The 23332-nt window shown below is 39.4% G+C and carries 28 protein-coding genes; 5 read left to right on the top strand and 23 right to left on the bottom strand.

Going from position 1 to position 23332, the window contains the following annotated elements; translation table 11 throughout:
• Positions 1-284 precede the first annotated feature (284 nt).
• The 5 genes from ACHCNF_RS12680 to ACHCNF_RS12660 all read right to left on the bottom strand — a co-directional run bounded on the left by ACHCNF_RS12680 (position 285) and on the right by ACHCNF_RS12660 (position 4364).
• Positions 285-1586: a type II toxin-antitoxin system HipA family toxin gene (locus ACHCNF_RS12680; RefSeq protein ID WP_408070144.1), complete on the bottom strand. Its 1302-nt coding sequence runs from the start codon at positions 1584-1586 to the stop codon at positions 285-287.
• On the bottom strand, positions 1583-1924 hold the full coding sequence (locus tag ACHCNF_RS12675) for a helix-turn-helix domain-containing protein (protein WP_408070143.1): 342 nt from the start codon (positions 1922-1924) through the stop codon (positions 1583-1585). The genes ACHCNF_RS12680 and ACHCNF_RS12675 overlap by 4 nt, the downstream gene beginning before the upstream one ends.
• Before the next feature lie 225 nt (positions 1925-2149).
• Positions 2150-2440: a helix-turn-helix domain-containing protein gene (locus ACHCNF_RS12670; protein WP_408070142.1), complete on the bottom strand. Its 291-nt coding sequence runs from the start codon at positions 2438-2440 to the stop codon at positions 2150-2152.
• Positions 2433-2849 carry a type II toxin-antitoxin system RelE/ParE family toxin gene (locus ACHCNF_RS12665; RefSeq protein WP_408070141.1) on the bottom strand — a complete coding sequence of 139 codons (417 nt, stop codon included), beginning with the start codon at positions 2847-2849 and terminating at the stop codon, positions 2433-2435. Before ACHCNF_RS12665 ends, ACHCNF_RS12670 begins: the two co-directional genes overlap by 8 nt.
• Positions 2850-2957: 108 nt before the next feature.
• Complete coding sequence (locus ACHCNF_RS12660) at positions 2958-4364, bottom strand: RNA-guided endonuclease InsQ/TnpB family protein (RefSeq protein ID WP_408070140.1); 1407 nt, start codon at positions 4362-4364, stop codon at positions 2958-2960.
• 92 nt (positions 4365-4456) lie between these two features.
• Here ACHCNF_RS12660 and tnpA point away from each other — a divergent pair, with 92 nt between their 5' ends.
• Positions 4457-4915, top strand: a complete 459-nt coding sequence (tnpA, locus tag ACHCNF_RS12655; RefSeq protein ID WP_408070139.1) for an IS200/IS605 family transposase — start codon at positions 4457-4459, stop codon at positions 4913-4915.
• Between the two features lie 188 nt (positions 4916-5103).
• Here tnpA and ACHCNF_RS12650 read toward each other — a convergent pair whose 3' ends face one another.
• The 5 genes from ACHCNF_RS12650 to ACHCNF_RS12630 form a co-directional block, all read right to left on the bottom strand.
• Positions 5104-6411: an ATP-binding protein gene (locus ACHCNF_RS12650; RefSeq protein ID WP_408070138.1), complete on the bottom strand. Its 1308-nt coding sequence runs from the start codon at positions 6409-6411 to the stop codon at positions 5104-5106.
• 216 nt (positions 6412-6627) lie between these two features.
• Positions 6628-7473, bottom strand: coding sequence for an NAD-dependent epimerase/dehydratase family protein (locus tag ACHCNF_RS12645; protein WP_408070137.1), 846 nt, complete (start codon positions 7471-7473; stop codon positions 6628-6630).
• A 15-nt stretch (positions 7474-7488) separates the two neighbouring features.
• Positions 7489-7716, bottom strand: a complete 228-nt coding sequence (locus ACHCNF_RS12640) for a hypothetical protein (RefSeq protein WP_408070136.1) — start codon at positions 7714-7716, stop codon at positions 7489-7491.
• A 167-nt stretch (positions 7717-7883) separates the two neighbouring features.
• Positions 7884-8045: a hypothetical protein gene (locus tag ACHCNF_RS12635; protein WP_408070135.1), complete on the bottom strand. Its 162-nt coding sequence runs from the start codon at positions 8043-8045 to the stop codon at positions 7884-7886.
• A gap of 10 nt (positions 8046-8055) precedes the next feature.
• Positions 8056-8250: a hypothetical protein gene (locus ACHCNF_RS12630; RefSeq protein WP_408070134.1), complete on the bottom strand. Its 195-nt coding sequence runs from the start codon at positions 8248-8250 to the stop codon at positions 8056-8058.
• Positions 8251-8501: 251 nt separating this feature from the next.
• Between ACHCNF_RS12630 and ACHCNF_RS12625 the strand changes: the two genes are divergently transcribed.
• On the top strand, positions 8502-8723 hold the full coding sequence (locus ACHCNF_RS12625) for a hypothetical protein (RefSeq protein WP_408070133.1): 222 nt from the start codon (positions 8502-8504) through the stop codon (positions 8721-8723).
• 43 nt (positions 8724-8766) lie between these two features.
• Positions 8767-9843 (top strand): PDDEXK nuclease domain-containing protein, encoded by a 1077-nt coding sequence (locus tag ACHCNF_RS12620; RefSeq protein ID WP_408070132.1) that lies wholly within the window; start codon positions 8767-8769, stop codon positions 9841-9843.
• A 92-nt stretch (positions 9844-9935) separates the two neighbouring features.
• On the opposite strand, the gene ACHCNF_RS12615 is transcribed toward ACHCNF_RS12620, so the two are convergent.
• The 8 genes from ACHCNF_RS12615 to ACHCNF_RS12580 all read right to left on the bottom strand — a co-directional run bounded on the left by ACHCNF_RS12615 (position 9936) and on the right by ACHCNF_RS12580 (position 15578).
• Complete coding sequence (locus ACHCNF_RS12615) at positions 9936-10544, bottom strand: PBECR4 domain-containing protein (protein WP_408070131.1); 609 nt, start codon at positions 10542-10544, stop codon at positions 9936-9938.
• Positions 10545-11219: 675 nt separating this feature from the next.
• Complete coding sequence (locus ACHCNF_RS12610; protein WP_408070130.1) at positions 11220-12056, bottom strand: LD-carboxypeptidase; 837 nt, start codon at positions 12054-12056, stop codon at positions 11220-11222.
• Positions 12056-12454 carry a DUF3795 domain-containing protein gene (locus ACHCNF_RS12605; RefSeq protein ID WP_408070129.1) on the bottom strand — a complete coding sequence of 133 codons (399 nt, stop codon included), beginning with the start codon at positions 12452-12454 and terminating at the stop codon, positions 12056-12058. Before ACHCNF_RS12605 ends, ACHCNF_RS12610 begins: the two co-directional genes overlap by 1 nt.
• A 30-nt stretch (positions 12455-12484) precedes the next feature.
• Entirely contained in the window at positions 12485-12643 is a 159-nt protein-coding gene (locus ACHCNF_RS12600) for a GNAT family N-acetyltransferase (protein ID WP_408072240.1), read from the bottom strand.
• Between the two features lie 150 nt (positions 12644-12793).
• On the bottom strand, positions 12794-13669 hold the full coding sequence (locus ACHCNF_RS12595; protein WP_408070128.1) for a GNAT family N-acetyltransferase: 876 nt from the start codon (positions 13667-13669) through the stop codon (positions 12794-12796).
• Positions 13670-13773: 104 nt separating this feature from the next.
• Positions 13774-14256 (bottom strand): GNAT family N-acetyltransferase, encoded by a 483-nt coding sequence (locus tag ACHCNF_RS12590; protein ID WP_408070127.1) that lies wholly within the window; start codon positions 14254-14256, stop codon positions 13774-13776.
• 298 nt (positions 14257-14554) lie between these two features.
• Positions 14555-14797, bottom strand: coding sequence for a hypothetical protein (locus ACHCNF_RS12585; RefSeq protein WP_408070126.1), 243 nt, complete (start codon positions 14795-14797; stop codon positions 14555-14557).
• A 220-nt stretch (positions 14798-15017) separates the two neighbouring features.
• Positions 15018-15578 (bottom strand): TetR/AcrR family transcriptional regulator, encoded by a 561-nt coding sequence (locus ACHCNF_RS12580; RefSeq protein WP_022757703.1) that lies wholly within the window; start codon positions 15576-15578, stop codon positions 15018-15020.
• Between the two features lie 111 nt (positions 15579-15689).
• Between ACHCNF_RS12580 and ACHCNF_RS12575 the strand changes: the two genes are divergently transcribed.
• Positions 15690-16715, top strand: a complete 1026-nt coding sequence (locus ACHCNF_RS12575; RefSeq protein WP_408070125.1) for a sugar phosphate isomerase/epimerase family protein — start codon at positions 15690-15692, stop codon at positions 16713-16715.
• 28 nt (positions 16716-16743) lie between these two features.
• Positions 16744-17073 (top strand): hypothetical protein, encoded by a 330-nt coding sequence (locus tag ACHCNF_RS12570; RefSeq protein ID WP_408070124.1) that lies wholly within the window; start codon positions 16744-16746, stop codon positions 17071-17073.
• Here ACHCNF_RS12570 and ACHCNF_RS12565 read toward each other — a convergent pair.
• From ACHCNF_RS12565 to ACHCNF_RS12545, 5 genes are all read right to left on the bottom strand, one after another.
• A complete protein-coding gene (locus ACHCNF_RS12565) occupies positions 17024-17749 on the bottom strand; it encodes a DUF624 domain-containing protein (RefSeq protein ID WP_408070123.1) in 726 nt (241 codons plus the stop codon). The two genes, ACHCNF_RS12570 and ACHCNF_RS12565, sit on opposite strands and share 50 nt — an antisense overlap.
• Positions 17750-17764: 15 nt before the next feature.
• Entirely contained in the window at positions 17765-18610 is an 846-nt protein-coding gene (locus ACHCNF_RS12560) for a carbohydrate ABC transporter permease (RefSeq protein WP_408070122.1), read from the bottom strand.
• 16 nt (positions 18611-18626) lie between these two features.
• On the bottom strand, positions 18627-19550 hold the full coding sequence (locus ACHCNF_RS12555) for a carbohydrate ABC transporter permease (protein WP_408070121.1): 924 nt from the start codon (positions 19548-19550) through the stop codon (positions 18627-18629).
• A 153-nt stretch (positions 19551-19703) separates the two neighbouring features.
• Positions 19704-21155 (bottom strand): ABC transporter substrate-binding protein, encoded by a 1452-nt coding sequence (locus ACHCNF_RS12550; protein ID WP_408070120.1) that lies wholly within the window; start codon positions 21153-21155, stop codon positions 19704-19706.
• 53 nt (positions 21156-21208) lie between these two features.
• Positions 21209-23149 carry a glycoside hydrolase family 127 protein gene (locus tag ACHCNF_RS12545; protein WP_408070119.1) on the bottom strand — a complete coding sequence of 647 codons (1941 nt, stop codon included), beginning with the start codon at positions 23147-23149 and terminating at the stop codon, positions 21209-21211.
• Between the last annotated feature and the right edge of the window lie 183 nt (positions 23150-23332).

The raw sequence follows: 23332 nt of genomic DNA, 5'->3' as shown, positions 1-23332 counted from the left end.
ATACCTAATGCAGGAAAAATGTTCAATAATACAAAAGTAAGAGTCATCACCATTTTGAACTATCAAATAACATGCATATCTAGTAAGTTCGTAATCTGTTTTTGGCTTTGAAGTTGCGCCTGCCTCAACGATTTTCCTGACCTCAGGAAAATCGTTAGAAATACTGTGTCCACTATTGTCACATGCAATCATTTTAGTTCATGCAGGATGGTTAGATTATGGTAAAACATATAATATTTTAATCAAACTAAATATGTCATCCAGGTTTGAGATTTTATGTTGTTTCATACATTTACCAATTCAGTAATAGTTTTACTTACTAAGTCTATGGTACTTTCTCTTATTCCAACATCCCCTGCGATGGAAGTCCAATGAACTATTGCAGATTTTACATCTGCAATAATGCTTTTGGCTCTCTGAGTAGATATGCTGATTGTGGATGCGACCTGAAGCAGGTCCTCTAATTCTATCTTTTCGCTTTTGTTATTTAGCGTCATTTGATGATTGCTTAACCATTTGTTTGTCGGGTTATAGGAAAATGTGACATCATAGGCTGGTGATAATTTCCAGATTCCATCTCTGTTCATCAGAAATGAGACGTTTTTAACATGGTCATCTCTGTTGACGGCAAGAACATTAAATACCATTCTTCTGTAGAACTGTTCAATCTCATTAGCACCAAGGCCAATCTGTTTCATGTAAGATGCCGCCAATTCGTAGCTGCAAAGTCTTGGCGTGTTGTAATCAATGTGGGCAAGCGCCGCAAGTGTTTGCATGTGAACCTTTGAACCATCTACCCTGTCGAATCGTTTGGTCATAAAGTGATTGTGGTTATTTTCTTTGAAGATACGGCATTCATTCATATTTATTCCAGCCTGTAATGCCATAAGATAATAGGCATACTCAATAAGGGTATATTCAGGCTCATCCTCCATGTCATGATCACCATTCTTGCTGACACCATCAAACTTCATTAGCCAATAATCAAATCCTTTTTCAGGGGCAATCTGACCGGACTTCACTTCATTTGTTTCTTCATTCCATGCAATGACTGCCTTTGCTCTTGCACCTCCTGCAGATGTTCCTAGTTTGAGAAACTGTGAGTAAGAGGCATTGGACATGTCTATGTTTACTTCTTTTCTTTTACTCAAAACATCAGAGGCGAATTTTACCATCTCACTGACATTGACTATATCAGATGAACTGGAGCCAGCAGAGAGTACTGGACGATATTCTAGTGCGCCCATACCTCGGCTCCCTGTATAACATAATCGATCTATCACGTTGAAATCAGTCTCGGACTTTCCTTGTGCAGCGAGCCATTGGTTGATAATGGCATTACCAAATTTATCGGGCAAGGAATCAGCTATCATTCCAGGTACTCCGTGAAACGATTCTTCTAAATTAGGAAACGAATAGAGTTTGTTGGATATAGGCATTTTTAAGGGCGAAAGCTGAATATTAGTTCCACGAACCCCTTCAATAAAATCGTTGTCATACTCAAAGATTGCATAAGGTAAACCTTCTTTGAGACTGAGGGTGCCAATCTTGGTGTTCCATAAAAATATTTCTGCAAGGTTATTCATTTTTCGTCACCCCATTTGAAAGTTCTATTGCTTGGTTTGTCGTTTTTCTTTCTGACTCTTTTCCGCTCTGTTCCATTTTGTCTAGCTAAATATGTAGAGGGCCTGTCACTCATATCTGGTATCAGAGTATTAAAATTGTCGGCTAAATCCAACGCCATCATGATTTTAATAAAGATATCCAGTTGCACATCTAAACCCTTTTCAAATTTTTGGACAGATCTTAGTGATACGCCGGCCTTATCTGCCAGCTCCTTTTGAGTCAGGGGATATGCCAGCCTATAGTCTTTAGCTCGTTTGGCCAGTTCAGAAAGGATGCCGTTAACAAATAAATATTTCATATAGTTTGTCACCTCAGATATATTATAAACAAAGCAAAGTTAATGCGCAAGTACGCACATATTATTGGCGTAATTAGCACTTAACACGCAAGAATGCACATGTTACACAAAGGAGCGTACTTAAAAAGAGCATTTACTTTTTATGAGTTGTAGCAGAAAAAGAACCATTCAACAGTATAAAAGTACTGTAAAATGGCTCTTTTTCTATGCTAATCCCCAAAAAATTTACCTCTGTAAACCTCTTGGAATAAATTCTATCCTAAGTGTACTGTCCATGGCTTCAGCAAGGCGCTTAAGAAGTGCAATACTAGGGTTTCTCGTTCCCTTCTCGAGGCGACAAATATCAGCCTGACTAATCCCACTTTTTTCAGCAAGTTCTGTTTGTGTCATTCCTGCTCTTATCCGCGCATCCAGAATAGCTCGGGTAATGTCCATCTCAGGTTGTAGCGCTTCATATTCTTTTTTAAACTCAGGATCTTGCATCAATTCTTTAGTAAGGTCTTGTAAATCACTCATATGTGCCAGCCTCCTTCCTGCTGTGATAATCTACTCTCCTCTGCTTAGCTAAATCTATCTCGCTTCTTGGAGTCTTCTGCTGTTTTTTAACGAAACCATTTGTTGCTATGACAATCTTTTCCTTATCAAAGAAATACAATATTCTAACTATATCATTTCCTTCTATTGTCCTTAGTTCAAAGATACCTTCCTCCAATTCTTTTGAAAGAGGCTCTCTGGCTAAGTTACCATATTCTTCAAGAAGATGAAGATTAGCTACCACCTTTGCTTTCATCTTTATATCCAAGCTCCTAATAAAGACTCCAACTGGCTTTTTACCATCTATCTCCTTGTAAAAATCGACTTTAAAATTTGACACCAACAATCCTTTCTTTATGTTATATATAACATAATCACATTTTTCAGTCAACGTCTAGTTCTTTTTCTCTCAATTTCGACTACAATTCTACCTACCTCCATATATACTAATATCATATATGAACTACCTCCACCGACTCTGCATCGTAAGAGGTTTCTGTTATGCCGCAGAGCGGCATGAACCTTTGGGATGCTTAACGCATCCCAAAGAACAGGGCATGTCCACTATGCCCCTATCCCATTGGGTTACCTTTGGGAATACTTTTCTTAAGATGTTTGCAGCTCCGTTTATGTCTGCATTTGTTATTGTTCCATCGTAGTGTCTGTAGAGTCCACGCTTTATCCTTTTTCCGGAAAAAACATAGTCAGCCTTACTTCCCTTTTTATACACAGGGATCGCATCCATCGCAAGGAAATCCGCTTTGGATGTATAGCTCTCTTCCGTAAGTGCAAACCTTATCCCGTATTCAGCAAGCTTATATCTTAGCATATCTGCAAATATCAGCATTGGTATCTGCACAAAATTCTGGTTACTGATATGCCCCATACCCGCTTCCTGTTTCTGGAATACGTTATGCCCCATCACTACGACATCCACACGGTTATCCCTCGCATAGTCTGCAAGCTGTCTGCTTATCTTATGGAACTCATCCTTTATGCGCCTGTTGCGCTTTTCAGTGAGTATGCTCATTTTCCTGGTCCGGTATCTGTTATTGCACTTCATGGCACATGAGGAAAGCCGTCCCATTTCTTTATTGTAAAACTGGTTTACGGACTTTATCAGTCCGCCCTTTATCACAAAGGGGTCTGCCCCAAAGTTGTTCGCTACGGCTGCCAAATTGTCCGTACCAGGATCTATCGACATGACCCTGATATCGGAAATGTCATCTTTTGATGAAAGAAATTTAAGAACTTCCCGGTCATCCAAAGGCTCTATTCCCACTGTTAAGGCATCGATCACCACATCCATTACAAAGTCCTTACCATGTGGTTTTATCCGTACTTCCTTAAGTTTCCCCTGGGGGAAGTCCCTGCCAAGTCTTAAAGTCTTGGTTGTTCCAGGGAAACGTATATAGGAATCTTCCTTTATCCTGCATATCTGATTCGTAAGGATGGCTGTCTTATATTTTCCCTGGCATACATATCCCGGCATGCGGGGTCTCCCCGTAAATGCAGATGGTGTCTTGGCGTATGTCTTCACCGCTTCAAAAAATGACTTGTAATCCCTGAGAAGGAGCTTAAGTATCTGCTGGTTAGCCTGAGATGGAAGCCCATAGTATGCCTTATCCCCGGTACTCTTTAGAAGATAGTCAAGGGCATTATAAGAAAGCCATGAGCCAACTACATGGTATTTTGTCCCTTCAAGTTTTTCACTTACAAGTTTATACACCTGCATCTGATTGGGAAAAAGAGGCCTGTAAGAGTCAAATGCCCCTGTGGCAGAGGCATACTGACGAATGATGAAATTCGCCCTGTTGTAAAGAACTGCAGATGCCCTGCATATATCCTGGCAGTAACTGTATAGTGTGTTGTTTTTAGTTATTCTGTACTGCCTTGTTCTGTACACAGTTGAGTTTTCCTTTCCAAAAGATTATACTAGTATTGTAGCATAAATTTTAAGAATAATCAAAACATTTGTTCTTTTCGGAAGGAGTTTTTGTGGATAACTACAGAAGAGGTTCACATTCCGTTTACCTGCTTACCTATCATATCATTTTTGTCACTAAATTCAGGAAAAAGGTGATAACCAATGAAATGGGAGATTTCATGAAAAATCACGCAGCTTATCTGTGTGGAAGGATGAACTGCGATATGCTCTCAGCTGAGACTGACGAGGACCACATACACATGCTTATCTCCATGCCTCCGGACGTTGCCCCGGTAAAGCTTATCAATACCTTAAAATCCCAGCTCTCTAAAGAAGTCAGGATCAAATACCGTGAACACATAGAAAAATATCTGTGTGGAGATGCTCTTTTCTGGAGCAGGAACTATTTTTGCGCCACAACCGGATCAGTTTCACTTGAAACAGTGAAAAAATATATAGAAAGCCAGCGCACGGATGACCACAAAAGAAAATATGAAAAAACCGGGCGATACAGCAAAGTAAAGCGCTGAGGGTCAGCGATTCATCCCCCACCGACTATGTCGGAAGGAGTTTTCTCGCTGATATATCATAATATTTATCACATCCATGAGAAACTATTTTCAATCTTGGCATAAATCCAAATAATAGAAGTAAACAAACAGGATTATATGTGGTACTAAAAAAGAGGCTCAAGAGTCTCTTTTTAGCCTTAAGAAGCTTATATAAAACATGCCATATATAGCGGAAGAGTAATTATCCCTGATTCTCCGATCCCGATATTTCCGTCTATGAATTTGTAGCCAAAATCGATATCTGACTTATTCTTTATCACGGAATTGAGGGATGTGGCACGCGTATTTCCGCTTTTTACTTCTATCGGAATAACTTTTCCATCTTTTTGGATAAGAAAATCTATTTCCTTTTTTGCCGTGTCGTTTTTAAAGAAGTATATTGGATAATCTTTCTTTATAAGGGCATCTGCAATGGCACACTCGAACAGTCCGCCTTTTGTGTTGCCAGATAGAGTATTTTCAACTATATGCTGCTTTAGTGAAAAGTCTTTCATGGCTATGAGCAATGAGAGATCTGTGGTGTATACCCTGAAAAAGTCATCCCTTGCATAATCATCCAGGTCATACCTCATATCACTGACAAGCCTGCAGAGCTGGATGATATCCGCCCTGAGCAGCCACTCGATGCTCGAATAGTACTTCTGAGCCCTTGCACCGTGCTCGATCTCCTTGTACTGGAATTTATGGTTTTCCTTATCAAGTAGCTGTTTGGAAAGGGAAAGATAGCATTTTTCAGCCTTTACCTTTTCCTCAGCCGTTGCATAGTGGGCTATATCATACAGATAGCCTTGCAGGAGGCTTCGCTGTACTTTATCTACTTCCCTGTAATCCTTTGTGTCTATGTATTTCTGAACAGCTTCGGGCATTCCACCGGTTGCAACATACTGTCTGTAATAGGACATCATCTGATTATGGATGGCTTCAGGCACAGCTTTCTTCTCGGTAAAAAAAGAACGAAGAGAAGCTATCATATCATCAGAGATACCAAGTCCCCACAAGAATTCCTCGAAATCAAGCCCATGCATTGTAAGATAATCAACATACCCCACAGGATAGGATGATGATCTTTTATAATCTATACCCAGAAGGGAGCCTGAGGCGATCACATCATATCTGTTATCAGTAGCCCAGAACTTAAGAGAGGTTATGGCTTCAGGACATTCCTGGATCTCGTCCAGAAAGATGAGTGTTTTATCCGGAACGATTTTCTTTTCCGGGAAGCGAAATCTCAATGCCATGACCATGTTATCAACGGTCAGATCACCTGAAAAAATCTCAGACGCAGAAGGAGTCTCCTTAAAGTTAATCTCAATGGCCTCTTCGTAGTTATCCCTTGCAAATTGCTCGATTATATAAGTTTTTCCAGTCTGACGTGCGCCTTTGACGATAAGGCACTTCTTTTCTTTGGTGGAAATCCAGCTTTTTAGCTGTTTGGTGATTTTTCTTTTTAACATTGCGATAACCTCATCAACATTTTGGAAAGGTAATAATGTATCCAAATCAACATTTTGGAATATAAAAATGTATCAACTATCAACATTTAAGAATAGTATAACAAGAACATCCAGGGCATTCAATAGGATTACAGTCATACGAAATAATAAAAAATCTTCCCGACGCCGGGAATTCCGGCGTACAGGAAGATACCATTATACCTGTCAGAAGCAAAGTTATGAACATTCTGCTTTCGTGTTCCCAGTATGTTTTTTAACACGCCGTGAGCTATCAATACTCGTGATCCTGGTCTTCAATAGATGCTTTCTTAAACTATTATCAAAATAGTAGATATTCTCGATCTCTCTATTAGCCACAACGCAGCTATCATCCCATCCATAACGCCTGCACAGAGTCTTATTAAAATCATAATGGGAAATGGGCTTATCCTCAGAAACATTTATAATTCCAACATAATCCCCGGTGGCAAGTTCAATTACAGCATCTGCCAGCTCATTCACCTCAACTATGCTAAATAGAATGTTGTCAGCCCTGACGTACTGCTGCCCTAAGTCCACATGCTCTTTTAATTTGCAGCTCCTTACATCCATCTCGCCGTAAGGGTTGATCCCATATATGCTGCCTGGGCGGACAATGCAGTAATCCCGCATCTTTCTTATGACATTCTCGGACTTTATCTTTCCGTTAAAATAGTGATGGTTGTACATCTCTTCTGACCTTAGAAAAGGTGTCACATCCTCGGTCATATTCTTTTCATAGGCTACTGAAGTAGAGATAAAAATAAACCTCGTATCTCCGATTGCATCCAGCAGCGCAGGCATTACCTTTTCTGCTATTTCCTCTTCTGCGTCATGGTTCATAACTGTCCAGATGATGACATCGGGAGCAAAATCACGCACAATCTCAAGTAGTCTTTGAGAGTCCATAACATCAAGCTCTGCAAAATCATCCTGCTTTTTATGCTGACTGTATGTGCCAAGCACCTCAGCGCCTGCATTTTTTAATTTGTAATATATAGTTCCACCAAGAAAACCACTAGCTCCTATTATCAGGGTCTTCATACTCTTCCTCCAAAATTACGCACGGCCTTTTGCTATGAACATGCCATATTCCTTTGGCAGATCAATAGCTCCGTCAAACGCATGCTCTTTTAATATCTGAGCGATCCTATCCACAGGAATATCCATTATCGCCTTAAAAGATGCAAGGCTGCACAGATAATCAACAAGGTCCTCTATATCTGTCACATGAAGTGAATCCCCGTAAATTCTTCCTTCCACATCTGCAAAAGCCTTTTTCAGCATGTCGCCGCCATTTTGCATAGTGAAGTTATGGTTTGGATTAAAGCTCTCCTGTTGTTTCGTTTTTACAAATGATAAAGGCTGCCCCAAGGGCAAAGTCAATAACACCTTTGTCATTGCTGTAAAAAGATTATGATCTGAGTCTTTGAACCGGATTCAGCTGTTATGGATCATGATGCCTTATCAAGCATGTCATGGATATATGTCCGCAGACCGTCCTCCGTATCTATGCCATATTTCTGGTTTATCAGGATATAATACTTCATGATCCTCTCTTTCGGCAGAAGCTCATTGGAAGGAATGCTGTCGCCATATCCTTTCCTCGCTTCCATCCACGGATCCTCATTGTGCGTGATCTTCTCCAATACCTTTCCGCCGCCATCTGACACCGTATTTCTGAAGCCTAACCAGAAGATTCAGCGAATCAACGTATACTCCATCATCCAAAATCACATGTATTTCATTGCCGACAACATCTGCAGAATTAAATGCATCATCTTTTTTCCATGGCCTCGTCATAAACACTTGTGGATTCATATGCGATGCCATTATCCGATAAAAGAGACTTAAGCTTACGATTTTCTTCCTCTAAAGCCCTTAGGCTATGTTTTCAAGTACAGGTGGAAAGTAGGTTTGCAGATTGGGAGAACGAAAGAAATTAAGTTTAAAGGTCAAAATATTATAATATATCAGCGAGAAAACTCCTTCCGAAAAGAACAAATGTTTTGATTATTCTTAAATTTTATGCTATAATACTAATATAATCTTTTGGAAAGGAAAACTCAACTGTGTACAGAACAAGACAGTACAGAATAACTAAAAACAACACACTATACAGTTACTGTCAGAATATATGCAGGGCATCTGCAGTTCTTTACAACAGTGCGAATTTCATCATTCGTCAGTATGCCTCTGCCACAGAGGGATTTGAACGACCTAAAGAAATGGCGGAAACAAGCCATTTCTTTGGCAAGCGAGTATCTGATTTACACCATGTTTACACCTTTTGAAGGTGAGCTACCCGATATTATTTTGATAAGGATGGTAAGAATAATGAATAACATTATTAAAACGGATGAAACATATAATAACTGGATATCTTCACTTAAGAAAAGATATCGCAGTAGTCAGATTAAAGCTGCATCAGCTGTTAATCGGGAAATGCTGATATTCTACTGGGAACTGGGGCGGAACCTGGAAATCCTCAAAACTCAGTATGATTGGGGAACAGGCTTTTACAAAGCTGTTAGTGACGATATCAAGCGGGAATTGCCGGATGTAAAATCATTTTCGCCAAGAAACCTATTATACATGCATCAGTTCTATAGGCTTTATTCCGAAGAGACAATCACGCCACAAGCTGTGGCGCAATTAGGTGAGGTTGAAATTACGCCACAGGTTGTGGCGCAAATGAATATCTTTATGATTCCGTGGGGACATCACAGGTTTATTATCGATAAATGTAAAGATGATCGGAACAAAGCGCTTTTCTATGTTGAAAAGACATTGGAGAATAACTGGTCCAGGGCGGTACTTCAGAACTTTCTTGATACTAACCTTTATGAGAGACAGGGAAAGGCAATCTCAAATTTTGAAAAAACATTGCCTGCACCGCAAAGTGACCTTGCACAGGAAATGACAAAAGATCCGTATAATTTTGATTTCCTTACTATGACAGAGGGATATTACGAGAAAGAGTTGAAGGATGCTCTTATGAATAATATATCTCAGTTCCTACTGGAACTGGGCACAGGTTTTGCATTTGTAGGACGAGAGTATCGATTGGAAGTAGGGGATACAGAGCAGTTTATTGATATGCTTTTCTACAATATTACCCTGCACTGCTATGTTGTGATAGAGGTTAAGATCAGAGCTTTTGAGCCTGGAGATATGGGGCAAATAGGTACATATGTAGCTGCTGTCGATGGTATTCTCAGAAAGGAAGGCGATGCTCCTACCGTAGGGTTGCTTGTATGCAAAAACAAAGATAATGTATTGGCACAGTATGCGGTGAACAGTTCCAATGCCCCCGTAGGTATATCAGAGTATGAATTATCGGATCTTATGCCGGAGAATTTCAAAGGGACTTTACCGTCTATTGAAGAAATAGAACGTGAATTAAAAGAATAAACGTGAGGATTAGATATGTATTATCATGCTTCCCAGGTTGAAGGAATTAAGCAATTAGAGCCGAGGGTATCGGATCATAATGTTCCGCTGGTTTATTTCTCGACTAAAAAAGAAAATACGCTTGCAGTACCTGTAACCTTGTCGCGTCTTTCAACCTTCAAAACAGTATACTGTGTCTGTCCAACTGTGTAGTCATTCATTCTTGCCTCAGAAGAAAAGATAGACATTTCACCGATAAATATTATCCCTGCCAGATTATCACTTTTCTTATATAGCATAAGATTTTCAAATCTCTCATGATTATTTATCAGATAATCTGCATTGATACTTGTCCAAGGGCACTTCTTTTTACTAAAGCCAAAAAAGCTGTACTCTTGGTTGTCCAGCTTTTCTATTATGTCCGCAAGCTGTCCAAAAAGCTCTACCCTTAATTCCATTTCATCTGTATAATACCTTGATTTTTCAAAGTCAGCATTTTCATAAGTTCCTGCGATGATTTCATCATATAAAGATTCTGTTTGAGCTCCATGTACGTTTAAGAATTCAAGATCCTTCAGATAATACAATCCCATTGTGTGGAACCAATCAACCTTATCAAAAACCAGGCAAAGAACGCTAGCCTTTCCTTTTCTGCCAATTTTTATAAGATATTCTGTGTTTAGCAGTTTGTCATATGAGCTTAAAGATTCTAACACTCCCATTGTATCTCCAAAAAATAAAGACCTTGTATTTGGCTACAAGGTCTTTTAGATAATTTTCTTTCGGATAATCCTATCTGGTTTGTGGTTATTTATCGAACCCACCTAGAACTCCATCAAAGAAAGCGTTCCAGAACCCTCTTTGATTTCAACGTTCAAACGAACCTCAAGTGTCCGCTGTTAAGATTATAGTATTGTAATCAAAACCTTAAGTCAAGAATATAAAGAGGTAATTCATAGCGTCAACGTTCAACACTACTTCTGACTATCTTTATGGCTTAACAGATGATCCAAATCCAAGTACAATAACGATTTCTTCATCTGAAGACCCAGAACTCTTTTCATTTGTAAACTCTCTACAGAAGGATAAATCCTTAGAAAAAAGGTTATTAGAATACTTTAATAAACTGACTCAGCAAAATAAATGAACGTAAAAAAGAGAAGCATCTTACGCTTCTCTCTTACTGCCGGCGACCGGGATCGAACTCTCTGGAGCCAAAGCAAATCCAGTAAGAAAGGGGAGTTCTGGTCTCGTATTTTCTTTTGAACCACTTTTTGAACCACTTTGTCAAATGGGCAAATGCTCCCCAAAAATGAATATTCATATACAGCATTTAGTATTTATCATCATCTGTGTTTCCTGACAACAATCAGATATCCATGAATACTGTTTATACTTCACCTAAAAAAATATTCTTTTCCAATAATGATAGCCTTCGCATCATGTCCATGCCCTATATCTCTTGTACACGCCATAGGAAGTGTATCTGAGACATGCATTTTCAAAAGATCATATACAGAAAGCGTTAGTCCTGCCTTTTCAAAATTGGTGAATGTCCCAAGCAATACTCCTGATATCCTGTCAAATACACCGATATCATCCAATTGGTTAAAAAGTGTCCCTATCTGTCCGGATTCTCCACCAAGCGACTCCAAAAGAAGTATCTTTCCGTCCATATCAGGCCAGTACTTGGTTCCTGCAAGCTTTGTAAAACAGCGAATATTGCCCCCTACAACCACGCCTTGCATAGCGTTTCCTTGCAAAAAGCTATATTTTATATCAAACAAGTCATTATTCTTTCCTGAAATATAATCTAAAAATCTCTTCTTTTGCATATGGCCGCAGGACCAGACCATATTCTTTACCTGATAAAGGACGCCGGGCTTTCCTGTCATCGTATATATGGCATTGATAACGGTTGTCAGGTCGCTGTATCCCCAGAAAGCCTTATCGGCCTTCGCTATGGTATCATAATCCAAATACTTCAACACTCCATTAGCCAGGTCTCCACCGGAAATGTCATAAATTGCATCTATCTCATCATCGGTATAGAAACGCATGAGATCTTCCGCTCTTTCCTTATCAGTCCCGCTGTACTCATCCAGAGTTCTCATAATATGCGGTGAGAGCACTGTCTCAATGTTCATGTCCTTAAGAACTTTTTCCAGTTCCGATATTTGATTTCGCCATTCGGGCAGATGTCCATTTGAACAGGCTGAAATACCAATTTTCATTATCTTTTCCCTCTTTTTATATAGCTTATCAGTTCCTCTAAATCATCAAAGTCGTCATAGTCTCCCATAATTCCTTCCCGATGATAAACTATGCCTGCCTTTTCATTGCGTTCAAGGCAATCCAATAGCTCTTCTACTCCAAACCTTCGTGCATATTCCGCAAATGCCCTTGCTTTAATCTTGTCTGCATATAAGCCTTTGCGACAATTCGCCGGTTCGCATTCATAACATCCATTCAGATTCTTATCAATACCACACCTGCGGACCTCACACCACTCAGCATCTTTGCACCAGGATAGCTCCATAAAGCCATCCCTTCTGCATCCCTTACAAGTTACATTTTCCGAGCACAGGCAACATGCTAATCCGCAACGCGCTATTCCAAGTTCTCTTTTCATCTTCCCTCCCAGGGTTAGTCTAAAAAAATACTATAGTTTCAACCGCATATCCTTATATTTTTGATTTCTTTCTTCAAAGCCAATCTTTTTATAAAGAGAATAACCTTCTTCTGTAGCCTTCAGGTCAGTATAACACAGACGATTCTCCTTGGCATATTTTACCAGATCGTTCATTAAGCGTGTGCTGATGCCTTGTCAGTTCTGATATGTCTTTGCTATTGGCAGTGTCAAATGTTACATTCATCATATTTTCCCTTTTACAAATTTGAATCCTCTATGTTTGTGACTCATTCATTCTTACAGCCCACGCTTTATTAAACTATTATTATTTCTTATACTTCATGTATCTATAGCATATGCATACCACTCTTCATCAGTTTTTATAAATCCAATTGACTGAAACATCTTCTGGCTCTGAGTATTAAACGCATAGATATTGGCTTTCACCTTATCCATCCCCTTCTCCTTAGCTAGCTCTATCATATCAAGTATGCATTTTCTGCCAATATGCCTATTCTGGTACTCCTTGCACACCACTATTGCGATTTCTGCATTATCCCTAAGAGATACATCTCCCACAAGTTTTCCCTGATATTGTATGTAATAGCAGTTACCATGCGCACTAAGATAATCATACATAGCATGTAGTGTTTCAATATCATAAGCATGATCAATATTGTCAACTTGCTTACAAACACCTAAATCTTGGTACCAAGGAAATGATTCTGCATCGTTTCTATAGTACGGAGTCAGAACTAAGTCATCATCGATTATCCTGTTACACCTAAACCTAAATACATCGCATCCATCAACATTTCCGTCATAAATAAAACCAAATTTCTCAGCGATATGCTTTGTTATCTGTTGTTCAGGATTGCATTCAATAACTGCGTTCTTTCCGTCCAGCTTGGCTCTCTTTATCAGTTCTTCCGTTAATTTGCTTGCATAGCCTTTTCCCCATGCTGATTTATCCAGGATCCAACCTAGCTCCACAGTATTCTGTTCATAATCATGATAAATTACATAACCAATATAATTTCCTGTTTCATCCTCTGCCGTATAAACAAGCGGTGGTTCAGATAGACCGGCACTATGAAGGAATTCTTTTGTTTTCTCAAGCGTATATGGTTCCTCTATATATTTCATTACAACCGGATCAGATAATGTCCCATATAGGCTCATTAGATCTGATTCGCTCATTCTTCTTATGTTCATACTCCTCCACAAACTGATTCATTAATATCAATTTGAGATGACAAATTGGCATCTCAAAACCTATTCCCACATTTCTTATAGAAGCTTTGCTCACCAATCATTTATTATGACTTTTCCAAGCGATAATACCTAAAGTCTCCCTCTTCTTTCAAAAACTGAAATCCAATTTTATCAAGAATATGCTGACTCCTTGTGTTCTTCACAACAGTGTCCGCATTAACTGCCACCATTCCCATTTCATCAAAAGCATACTTTATAGCAAGATTCTCTGCCTCTGTTCCATACCCTTTACCTTTAAAATTATCATTTTGCATATGAATACTTAAGGTGCATTCTCTCTTATCCATATCAATCTGCTTTAACTGTAATTCTCCAATAGGTCTATCCTCAAGCATGATTGCAAAAATTCTGCGCGACGTTCCCTGCTTTGAATCGAAATAATGATCAACTGATTCCTCGTTGTAAACATATTCCTTAAATATGGACATATCCATGTATATAGAGTCATCATTCTCCCAAGACTTATAAAGCTCATGACAGAGCTCCCTTGTCATTGGACGAAGTTCAACTTGATTATTACTCTGCATAAATCCTCCCCTTTTAGCATATGCAAATACTCTTAATCAATCATACAAGCTCTTAATTATATCCACATCCAATTAGGAGCATCAAGTCATTTTTAAAATGACAAAAAAGAGAAGCATCACTGCTTCTCTCTTACTGCCGGCGACTGGGATCGAACTTTTAGTAGTCTCGCAAAACCGCAGAGAAAGGGGCTTCGCCGGCCTTGCCTTTCTTTTGTACCAAATTTGTACCACTTTCGTATGATAAAGGATGCCGATAAATACTGAATAATATACGTGTTTTAGTTTTAGAAATTTGTACCTATTTCTGTCGACGAATATCATCTTCAGTAAGATCATAATCCAGTGGTACACATTTATATGAATGGGAATAATAGCGTACTTCTATTCCATCAATCGATGTCTTTTTTTGTGCTCTTTCAAGATGTATCATATCAAAGAATTGAGCTGGTTGAGCATCTAATGCTATCTGTTCTGCTTCATTTTTAGCATATTCTATCGATATTCCTTCATATTTCCGTATGGATTCCTTATTCTCATCCAAATCTTCACTATATATAATACTAGCCCATTTAAACTCGTATCCATTGCTGAAACTCTCCGGCGCCATAGTTATAGCCGATTACAGGCTGTGAACCTGCTGCAATGCCGATGCATACTGATACTACAATTTAGCAGCCAATCCGCCCCATAAAATGTCTCCAAGCTCTGTCCCATCGACATATACAGAAACTATCGGCACATTTAAATTCATAGAATGCAATTCATATTCCGATTACTCTTCCGGATGCATTTAATATTAAACTGCACATTTTCTGACAGCTAAGGCTGCATCCGTCAGATATCCAGTCACTTATCATTTTGACACTTCCGTGTAAAACAAAGGAGGACAGATATTTTTTTTCATATTCTGTGATAGATGAATTACGCATGGATGCCAGCACTAATTTATTAAAATCCGGTAGTAATGAGCTTATATCTGATATAGGATTTAAGTTATCTTTTCCCAGAAATAAGATAAAAAAATCCGCATTGTCTTTTATGAACTGAAGTGCATTTACCAAATCATCAGCTATTTTCCGATCCTCGGCTAAATTCTCCATAAGCAGAGCGGTTGTTTTAGATATATATATTGAAGCAATTTCGTTTAACACGTCATATTGACTGCCATAATATTTATAAAAAGTTGTCCTGTTTATGCCGGCTGTCATACATAATTCCTTTATAGTTATCTTTTCTATAGTGATATTTCCAAGCATTTGTATAAGGGAATTTCTTATACGCTCTTTTGTATGTAAAATCTTGGTCTCTCCGGAGGCTGTCATTGATACTCCTTTCCTGAAATCAACAGAAGTTAAATATTTGTCGGTTGAAATCAACACATGATGATTATATTATAAGCAAAAATAAACCGAAAGGAAATATAAGTATCTAAAATGAGAAAGTTAAAGGGAAAAAAGCCGCTGATATTCACCGTCTTAATTGCCGTGTTGTGCATGATTATTGCCTTTTTGATAAGAAATATATATCTAAATGCCACAGCAGGACCTTATGAAGTTACAAGAAAAGAAATAGCTGATTATTTCAGTGCACAGCTTAATACTCAGGACAATACTGTAAAAAAAGGCGTGCAGCAGATTATGCTCGGTACAGTATCAGATAATTACGACACTACGCTTGACGCTTTGAAACATGTTAAAGCTGCCGGATATGATTATATAGAGATAAATGATTTCATGATAGAAAAATCTCCTTTTATAGTAAAGCTTTTGACAAAACTTGGTGGAATGGACATAGGAAACAGCTGTAATCAGGATTGGCATACGCTTATTTATGAGAGCGGGCTCAAGGTAAGCAGTATGCATTCAAATCTCGGTGCAATAGAAGCAGATCCTGAGAAAGTTGCGAATCTTGCAAAAAGTTATGGCACAGACGTAGTTGTTATAACAGGAATGTACAGATTTGATTATAGCGATTTAAACGAGGTTGAGAGTCTGGCAGAGCGGTTAAATACTGCAGGAAAAGCTCTGAAAGAACACGGCGTAAAGCTTTTATATCATAATCACAACTGTGAATTGCAGAAGGTTTCAACGGATAAGACAGCTTATGATGTGATTATAGAAAACACTGACGATGAATATGTGAATTTTGAGCTGGACACATATTGGATGACTGACGGAGGCGCTGACGTCTATCCAATAATAGAAAAGCTCGGCTCACGTCTTAAGTACTGGCATATTAATGACAGAGGAAACACTCAAAAAGGACCATATATGACACCCATCCTTAAAGAAAAGGCCACAGAGCTTGGAAAAGGCAATATGAATCTTAAGGGCCTTTCTGAAGTCATAAAGGAAAAGGGTGTTATGGCAGTTATTTTGGAAACTCACATGAACTGGATTGACAATGATCCGATAAAGAGTATCGAAGTGAGTTCCGAATTCATGAATAAATATTTCTAAACGTGGTTGAGATGAGGAAGATAATGCTATGCGCAATGTCTCCTTTGGACATACTTTGATCGACAATCCGGAATTACTGAGGCATTCCAAAAGCTTGGCCCACTGCATATCCATTCCGCAGATGAATACATGCGCGAGATTCATAAAGAAAGCGGCTACAAGGCTGCGTTATCTCTCTAATATCATAATAATACCCCTGCACAAAGCGCAGGGGTACACTTACACTGCAGAGGATGGCAGCGCATATCAGTACATGGGGCACTGGTCATGGATTTATTTCTTTAACAATCAGTGTGAAGAAAATGGCGTTAATATGTGGGAGTGGATGTCCGAGCAGCTTCTTCATAAGGATCAGTAATTCTCCGCTTTATCACTGGACATATTATGCTGCAAGAGATCAAGCCATAAAGAGAATTACCAATGATCATTGGCACAAGAATTGAGTACGGCATAAGAGCAAGTATTATGAACAGATAAATTGCTGTATATATAATAAGCTTCAGGCTGCTCTTCCACTCCAGAATAAGGAGTATGGCTGCGTTTCTAATTATTCCTGACAATCCAAGGCGCAGATGAGCAGCCAACACAAAAGTCCATGCTGCAAAAAGAATGCCTATGCCAAATATTGCGCAGCCGGCACCCATGATGATCACATATGAAGTATTGTCAGAGACAGCTTTAAAGTTTCCCGCAAGGCTCATGAGATAATAGCCATAGAAAATGACTGCAGACTCCATGATGCCCAAGACAAGCTTTTTAATAAAGCCATCTTTAAATTCTGCAAGATAGTCCTCCAGGGTAAAGCCATAACCCTTCAGAAACATTTTGCCGGTAAAGGCACAAAGTGCTGTCCATGCAGCCGGTATTGTGATTAGAGGAATGCAGCTTATGATAAATACTATATTTATCATGAACAGCTTTCCTGGAAAATTAACAACAAGATATAAGATGCGGAAAAAGCCGTCCTTAGGCGGCTCTTTTTCCACATCGTTTTCTCCAAGATACCATTTCATAAAACGATTCAAGTATTTCATTTTTTCCCCTTTATATTAGTTTTTCATACCAGTCAGTACTATACCTTCTACAAAGCTCTTTTGCCCCAATATATAGATTACTATACCAGGCAGAATAGTCATAAAAGTGGCTGCCATAGCCATGGGCCAGTTTGTTCCAAAAGAGCCTGTGAAATTGGTGAGTGCAATGGCAAAAGTAAACTTGCTCATACTGTTAATGTAGATTATCTGCTGGAGCATATCATTCCAAATCTGTATAAATAACATCATTCCAACAACAACTACTGCTGGCTTGATCGCAGGAACAAGAATTGTCCACAATATCCTCATGCGGCTGGCCCCATCTATTGATGCAGCTTCATCAAGATCCCTGGGGATTGTCATAAGGAACTGCCTGATCAGGAAGATGTTAAAGAATCCTCCACCTGTTAAAAACGGCAGGATCAGAGGCCAATATGTGTCACCAAGTCCAAAGAATTTTGTCCACGCAATATAAAGTGGAATCAGCGTAACCATGCCTGGAAGAAGAATTGTGCTGACACAGATCTTAAATATAAGATTTTTGCCTCTAAACCTTAGTCTGGCAAAGGCGTAGCCACAAAAGATGGCAGTAATAACACCAAATGTCACAGCCGGAATGATAATTGAAAAGGTGTTTTTAAAATATGTCCAGTATTCGAAGGTCTGAAGGGTCTTGGTGTAGTTGGACCATAGCCACTCTGTTGGAATAAAGGATGGCGGATAAGCGTTGACCTGCGCAACACTCATAAGTGAAGATCTGAATATCCACCATATTGGAAGGAGTGTCAGAAATGCAAAAAATAAGGCAATCAATGTTACAACTGAGCGGTTTGCCAGTTTCCTTTTTTCTTTTCCTGTCATGTCTGCTCCCCCTTTCTCACGCTTCATCGCTAAAGATGCTATCTTTTTGAGTTACAAATAATACTATTGTAAAAATACCTACTAGAACAAAGAATATAACTGAAAAAGCTGCTGCATATCCAAGCTTATTTTTTTCAAATCCATACATGTAGATAACATAAGATAAAAACATAGACTTCTTGTCCGGGCCGCCATTTGTAAGGGCTAGAGCCGGATTAACTACCTGCAGATGTGTGATAAGAGCAGTCAATACATTATAAAAAATAATAGGCTTGATGCATGGAATAGTTATGTTCCAAAATCTCTGCCATGAGTTGGCTCCATCTATCTGAGCTGCTTCCTTGTACACAGTAGGTACATTTTGAAGTCCTGCAAGGAATATTACTATGAGATTTCCGCTGGCCCATACTGCGATGAGAACAAGGGCCGGTATTACCTGCCTTGGACTGTCCAAAAATCTCTGGGGTGGAATTCCTAGCATTCTGAAGATGAAGTTAAAGAGTCCATAGTTCTGCTCATAAAGCCATTGCCAGCCTTTGAAAACACCTATTGCCGGTAGCAGATAGGGTATAAAGAAAATAGATCTGAAGATAGTTCTCCCAAAAATATCCATGTTTAGAATAAGTGCTATCACCAGAGAATAGATAACCGAGCCGATAACTGCCAAAAATGCATACAAAAGCGTTGCCTTTACAGCACTTGCAAAATACACATCTTTTGTAAAAATCCTAATGTAATTATCCAGACCCACAAATTCAGGGGTGGACAAACCATTATAGCTAAACAAACTAAGTACAAACACTGCTATGGTAGGAAGATAACTTATAAAGGTGATTCCAAGAAATGCCGGAATCAGGCACAAATAGGCACATCTTTCCTCTTTTCTATTATATTTGGACTGAGAAGTACGTATTTTTCTTTTGCTGGATGCTCTTTTCATACTCTTCGCCTCGCTTGTACTATATATCCCCGCAACTTCCATTGTATAATCTCTCTCCCCTGATATCAACGCCGGCGAAGGCAGTTATACTGCACTTTTGACCATGTTTCAAAGGCTATAATAAGCTGTCTTCGCACGGCAATGTATTAATTGTTAATTATTTGTGCTGAAAATATCATTTAGCTCATCATAATACTCATCGATAGCTTCTTTCATTGTCTGATCACCAGACCAAACAGCCGAGAATGCTGAATCAAGAGTTGCATTAAACTCGTCTGTTGCATTGATGTAATACCATGCTGTTGACTGAGAATTATCTCTTGCGTAGTCTACTACTGCACTCTTGTACATATCATGGTCAGGATAATTAGGGTTATCAATCCACTTATTTGTAAATTCATCATCTGTGTACCACTTATCAAGAATAGGCATCCATGTTCCTGCTTCAATAAGTGACCAGCTGTTTTCTTCCTGATAGTACCACTTGAGCCATGTCATAGCTTCTTCAGGGTGCTTGGATGTAGCAAATACCACGTTTGGTCCGCCAGTACAAATTGTAACCTTCTCCTTCATGTAAGGAAGAACGCCTACGCCATATTTAAAATCTGCAGATGGTCCAAGGAAGGTTCCAACATTCCAGGTTCCATCTGTAGCCATAACAACCTTCTTGGAACCAAGTGAGGATTCAAGCGCGTTAGCTGCGCTTGTTACAGGAGGTGCACAGTGATAAACATCTGAAAGGTCTGCAATTTTCTGCAGTGCTTCTACTGTTGCATCGTCATTGATAGTACATTCTTTGCCGTCAGCACTATAATATCCGCCACCGTTACTCTTTGCCCATACTTCAAGCTGCCATGGAAGAGTGTTAACTGTGCAGCCGTAAACATCAACGTTTGCTGGATCAAAGTCTGGACTTAATGCGTTATTACCATTGATATCAACTGTGAGAGTCTGAGCTATCTTAACAAATGTATCCCAGTCCCATGCACTGTCTGCACTTGCAGGAGGTGTAAAATCAGCAACATTTAATCCCTGTTTGGAACAGATTTCTTCCAAAAGATCTATGTTGTACCAAAGGTTAAGTACCTCATTGGCTGCTGAATAAGCCACAGGTGTTCCCTGATATTTAAAGGTTATGGAATCAAGAGGTTTGGAATCACCTTCATCGTACATTGAGCTGATGTCTGCAAGTAATCCATTCTCTGCAAATTTTAATACTCCAGCTTCACTCATGATGGCTGTATCAGGAAGTTCTCCTGCTGTAGCCATTGCGTTTAACTTGGTTACATAGGTATCATGGTCAATCTTGATTACTTCTACTTCAATTTCATCCTGGGACTGATTGAACTTATCAGCTACCGCCTGAGTTGCAGCAGTCTCTGTCTCATTACCCCACTGAGCATAGGTAATATGTACCTTTTCTCCAGTGCTCTCACTAGTTGAAGCAGGTGTCTCTGTCTCTGTTTTAGGTGTCTCTACTGCGTTCTGCGTTGTGTCCTGCGCTTCCCCCTGTGCGCTTTGAGAACTGGCACCACAACCTGTTACCAACATTGCCGTAGTAGTAACAACAGTTAATGCCATGCTCAACAATCTTTTCTTTTGCATACTTGAAAAATCCTCCTTTAGAAAATTATTTTTCAGCAGTAATGTTCTATCTTTTAGATAGAAATATTCTGCCAGACTTCCATCTCTCCAATACCTCTGTTGTTCCAAAAAGCATAAGGAACTGCTCTGATCTTCACAGGCTTTTTAGTAAATCTTGCCTCTCCATAAAGGCTACCATCATCAATACCAACACTCTTTACCCTGTAGCCTTCATACTCTATCGTCGGTACTTCTCCCGGAAATTCTTCATAAGCCTTGCCCTTTAGCAGATTAGCATCAGTGTTTACGTAGATGTCAGATAAATTCTGGCCATTGTCCGCCTCCTCCAGGCAATAGACCATAGGTCCATGCATTACTGCCACCTTACCTGCATCAGCCCTGACATTGTGGTCTGCTGCCACAAATATTGGATGAACCCCCATATTAAGCTTAATCCTATGTTCACCACCCTTAAGAGCAATTACTGCATAACTATTCTCAGCTTTATAGGAAAGCTTTTCGCCATCAAGGGCTATCTCCATGTCTTTGGCATAGGCAGGAACTCTTATCCTGATATCTGTAGCCTGCAGAGTAGAAATCCTGATATCTACTGTTCCATCTGTCAAAAGAGCTGAATTAAGATCCACAGATATTTCCTGGCCGGAATTATCCACTGAAAGGGTTGATGATATGAACTGATTAATGTAGATTCCCTTTTCATCACAAGCGTATAAATACTGAGAAATAGAAGCCAGCGTTCTTGCAAGATTAGGAGGACAGCAGGCAACACTAAACCACTTCTGCCTGACAGGTTTAACATGATCCATATAAGTATTCTCAGTACAAAACTGCGGAACCATCTCTAATGGATTTACGTAAAAGTATCTGTCCCCTTCAAGATTCATAGCTGCTAAAATAGTGTTGTACAATACTCTTTCAACAGTATCATAATAGCTTGCATTTTTCTTTAATGCAGCCATCCTTTGTCCAAACATCATCATTCCAACAGAAGCACAGGTCTCACAATAATTTGTGCTATTAGGCAGGTCGTAATCTGTGGTAAAGCACTCCAAAAATCCGCTGCTGCCAATTCCTCCTGTGATATACATTCTCTTGCCTACCATGTTATCCCACAGTCTGTCGCAGGCTTTTTCCATTTCTTTATCCTGCTGCCATTTTGCCAGGTCTGCCATAGCACTGTACAGGTACATTGCCCTTACAGCATGACCTTCAGCCTCAGTTTGTTCTACTGGAGGTTTCTCTGCCTGTGCATACTTCATAGAATAGTTTCTAAACTCAGGAAAGAACTCAGGGCCTTTTCTGCCATCAATCTCATTCTGCAAATAATTAGGTGCAGTTCCCCTCTGCCTGACAAAAAAATCGGCCTGCTTTAAGTACTTGTCATCCCTGGTCCACCTATAAAGCTTGATCAAAGCCAACTCAATTTCTTCATGCCCTGGTACTCCAGGAATCTGTCCTTTCTTTGTTCCAAATACCCTGCAAATAAGGTCAGCATTCCTCATTGCAATTTGAAGAAATTTCTCCTTACCAGTGGCCAGTGCATAAGCAACTGCTGCCTCAATCATATGTCCTGAGGTATATAATTCGTGTCCTTCAACCAGGTTTGTCCATTTCTTTTCCGGAGCTGTTATCTGAAAGTAAGTATTTAAATATCCGTCTTTTTCCTGAGCCTTTTCCAAAATATCGATCACCTGATCAATTTTACCTTCAAACTGAGTCCCGCTACCTATTGCAATGCAATAGGCAGCTGACTCTATCCACTTATATAGATCAGTATCAAGAAAAACTACTCCTTGCCGTTCTCCCTCTTGTAGTCCGGCAGCTATACGGAAATTTTTGATACATCCCGTAGGATCAGTTCCTTCCAGTTCATCATTTAGAACTTTCCACTGATGAACCAGCATGACTTCACTTACTTTATTGATATAATGCCCGAATAAAGGATCAGCGACTTTTACCTGCTGAAGTTTCAATGGCCTTATTTCTTTTTCCATGCCCAATGCCCCTTCATATTTTTTAGTTAATAATTACTCCGTTTTCATTTTGCGCCACGTTTTTTACCCACACCAACTTTTTCCCCATTTTCCCCCTTCTAGTTGTGTGCAAGGTTAACGTTTTCCCTTTCCATATATAAAGCTGTAGTCCTCGCTACAACTCATGACATTCTTGTAACTCAT

Source organism: Butyrivibrio sp. NATIVEDY162 (genome assembly GCF_045999815.1).
Classification (GTDB): Bacteria; Bacillota; Clostridia; order Lachnospirales; family Lachnospiraceae; genus Butyrivibrio.
The sequence above is the reverse complement of the archived record's forward strand: the minus strand, read 5'-3'. Positions and strand labels throughout refer to the sequence as shown.

What these genes read in the sequence shown, in the direction of transcription:
- ACHCNF_RS12680 (WP_408070144.1), bottom strand. Translation starts at nt 1,586, where the DNA reads ATGAATAACCTTGCAGAAATATTTTTATGGAACACCAAGATTGGCACC.
- ACHCNF_RS12675 (WP_408070143.1), bottom strand. Translation starts at nt 1,924, where the DNA reads ATGAAATATTTATTTGTTAACGGCATCCTTTCTGAACTGGCCAAACGA.
- ACHCNF_RS12670 (WP_408070142.1), bottom strand. Translation starts at nt 2,440, where the DNA reads ATGAGTGATTTACAAGACCTTACTAAAGAATTGATGCAAGATCCTGAG.
- ACHCNF_RS12650 (WP_408070138.1), bottom strand. Translation starts at nt 6,411, where the DNA reads ATGTTAAAAAGAAAAATCACCAAACAGCTAAAAAGCTGGATTTCCACC.
- ACHCNF_RS12645 (WP_408070137.1), bottom strand. Translation starts at nt 7,473, where the DNA reads ATGAAGACCCTGATAATAGGAGCTAGTGGTTTTCTTGGTGGAACTATA.
- ACHCNF_RS12640 (WP_408070136.1), bottom strand. Translation starts at nt 7,716, where the DNA reads ATGCTGAAAAAGGCTTTTGCAGATGTGGAAGGAAGAATTTACGGGGAT.
- ACHCNF_RS12635 (WP_408070135.1), bottom strand. Translation starts at nt 8,045, where the DNA reads ATGGAAGCGAGGAAAGGATATGGCGACAGCATTCCTTCCAATGAGCTT.
- ACHCNF_RS12630 (WP_408070134.1), bottom strand. Translation starts at nt 8,250, where the DNA reads ATGAATCCACAAGTGTTTATGACGAGGCCATGGAAAAAAGATGATGCA.
- ACHCNF_RS12620 (WP_408070132.1), top strand. Translation starts at nt 8,767, where the DNA reads ATGAATAACATTATTAAAACGGATGAAACATATAATAACTGGATATCT.
- ACHCNF_RS12615 (WP_408070131.1), bottom strand. Translation starts at nt 10,544, where the DNA reads ATGGGAGTGTTAGAATCTTTAAGCTCATATGACAAACTGCTAAACACA.
- ACHCNF_RS12610 (WP_408070130.1), bottom strand. Translation starts at nt 12,056, where the DNA reads ATGAAAATTGGTATTTCAGCCTGTTCAAATGGACATCTGCCCGAATGG.
- ACHCNF_RS12605 (WP_408070129.1), bottom strand. Translation starts at nt 12,454, where the DNA reads ATGAAAAGAGAACTTGGAATAGCGCGTTGCGGATTAGCATGTTGCCTG.
- ACHCNF_RS12595 (WP_408070128.1), bottom strand. Translation starts at nt 13,669, where the DNA reads ATGAACATAAGAAGAATGAGCGAATCAGATCTAATGAGCCTATATGGG.
- ACHCNF_RS12590 (WP_408070127.1), bottom strand. Translation starts at nt 14,256, where the DNA reads ATGCAGAGTAATAATCAAGTTGAACTTCGTCCAATGACAAGGGAGCTC.
- ACHCNF_RS12580 (WP_022757703.1), bottom strand. Translation starts at nt 15,578, where the DNA reads ATGACAGCCTCCGGAGAGACCAAGATTTTACATACAAAAGAGCGTATA.
- ACHCNF_RS12575 (WP_408070125.1), top strand. Translation starts at nt 15,690, where the DNA reads ATGAGAAAGTTAAAGGGAAAAAAGCCGCTGATATTCACCGTCTTAATT.
- ACHCNF_RS12570 (WP_408070124.1), top strand. Translation starts at nt 16,744, where the DNA reads ATGCGCAATGTCTCCTTTGGACATACTTTGATCGACAATCCGGAATTA.
- ACHCNF_RS12565 (WP_408070123.1), bottom strand. Translation starts at nt 17,749, where the DNA reads ATGAAATACTTGAATCGTTTTATGAAATGGTATCTTGGAGAAAACGAT.
- ACHCNF_RS12560 (WP_408070122.1), bottom strand. Translation starts at nt 18,610, where the DNA reads ATGACAGGAAAAGAAAAAAGGAAACTGGCAAACCGCTCAGTTGTAACA.
- ACHCNF_RS12555 (WP_408070121.1), bottom strand. Translation starts at nt 19,550, where the DNA reads ATGAAAAGAGCATCCAGCAAAAGAAAAATACGTACTTCTCAGTCCAAA.
- ACHCNF_RS12550 (WP_408070120.1), bottom strand. Translation starts at nt 21,155, where the DNA reads ATGCAAAAGAAAAGATTGTTGAGCATGGCATTAACTGTTGTTACTACT.
- ACHCNF_RS12545 (WP_408070119.1), bottom strand. Translation starts at nt 23,149, where the DNA reads ATGGAAAAAGAAATAAGGCCATTGAAACTTCAGCAGGTAAAAGTCGCT.